Below are 741 nucleotides of genomic sequence, written 5' to 3' on the forward strand. Positions count from 1 at the left end.
GCCGCGACCAGGTGGAGGCGCACGGCGCTCTCCCCGGCGGCGGTGGCGTCCTTGGTGTGCATGTCGATGCATCCGGCGCAGCCGTTGATCTGGCTGGCGCGGAGCATCACGAGCTCGCGCGTCGCGGCCGGCAGGGTCGAGTCACCGAGGGCTTGGCCCGCCGCGATGATGTGCTTCCAGGCCTTGGCGGCGACCGGGCTGGTGAAGACGTTCAGACGGGCATTCATCGTGGACTCCTTTGTCACTGGCGGCTGGTGCCCTTAAGACACCCGATCCCTGGCGGCTGTGACAGCGGCGAACGTGAGGCGCGTCACAGGGCACAGGCAGGCACGGTCGGCGGCGGCAACGGAAGTCGGTGCCGAAAGGCCGCGGGCGTGGTCGGCGTCCTTGGCGGCGAAGGCGGGGGCGGAGACGACCCTGCCGGCCGCGAGGAGGTACTGGAGCGCGAAGTAGGTCAAGCCCCACAGGGTCATACCGGCCGAGGCGGTCAGGGACACGGCGCACAGGGTGCGGCGCGGGAGCCGGCGGCCCCAGGGCTGGACCAGGGNTGCCGCGCTTGGTGGGTCTGGACGAGCAAGGCGGGGCGTCCGGCTTCGGTGCTTGCGGCCTCATGCATCCACGGGACGGGGTGCCCGGTTCCTCGACGGCTCGGCCCGCAGTCGGTTCCAGGCGGCTACGCCGAGCATCAGGCCCCACAGGACGAAGAGGGCGTACCAGAAGAGGCCCCAGGCGGCCTGGGGG

2 protein-coding genes are annotated in these 741 nt (G+C 71.8%); both read right to left on the bottom strand.

Going from position 1 to position 741, the window contains the following annotated elements:
• The coding region (locus VR44_RS37980) for a carboxymuconolactone decarboxylase family protein (RefSeq protein ID WP_045952238.1) at nucleotides 1-227 on the bottom strand (227 nt) is incomplete at its 3' end.
• A 33-nt stretch (nucleotides 228-260) separates the two neighbouring features.
• Nucleotides 261-497: a hypothetical protein gene (locus VR44_RS46680; RefSeq protein WP_045952239.1), complete on the bottom strand. Its 237-nt coding sequence runs from the start codon at nucleotides 495-497 to the stop codon at nucleotides 261-263.
• Nucleotides 498-741 lie beyond the last annotated feature (244 nt).

It is taken from the genome of Streptomyces katrae, assembly GCF_000966975.1.
Classification (GTDB): domain Bacteria; phylum Actinomycetota; class Actinomycetes; order Streptomycetales; family Streptomycetaceae; genus Streptomyces; species Streptomyces katrae.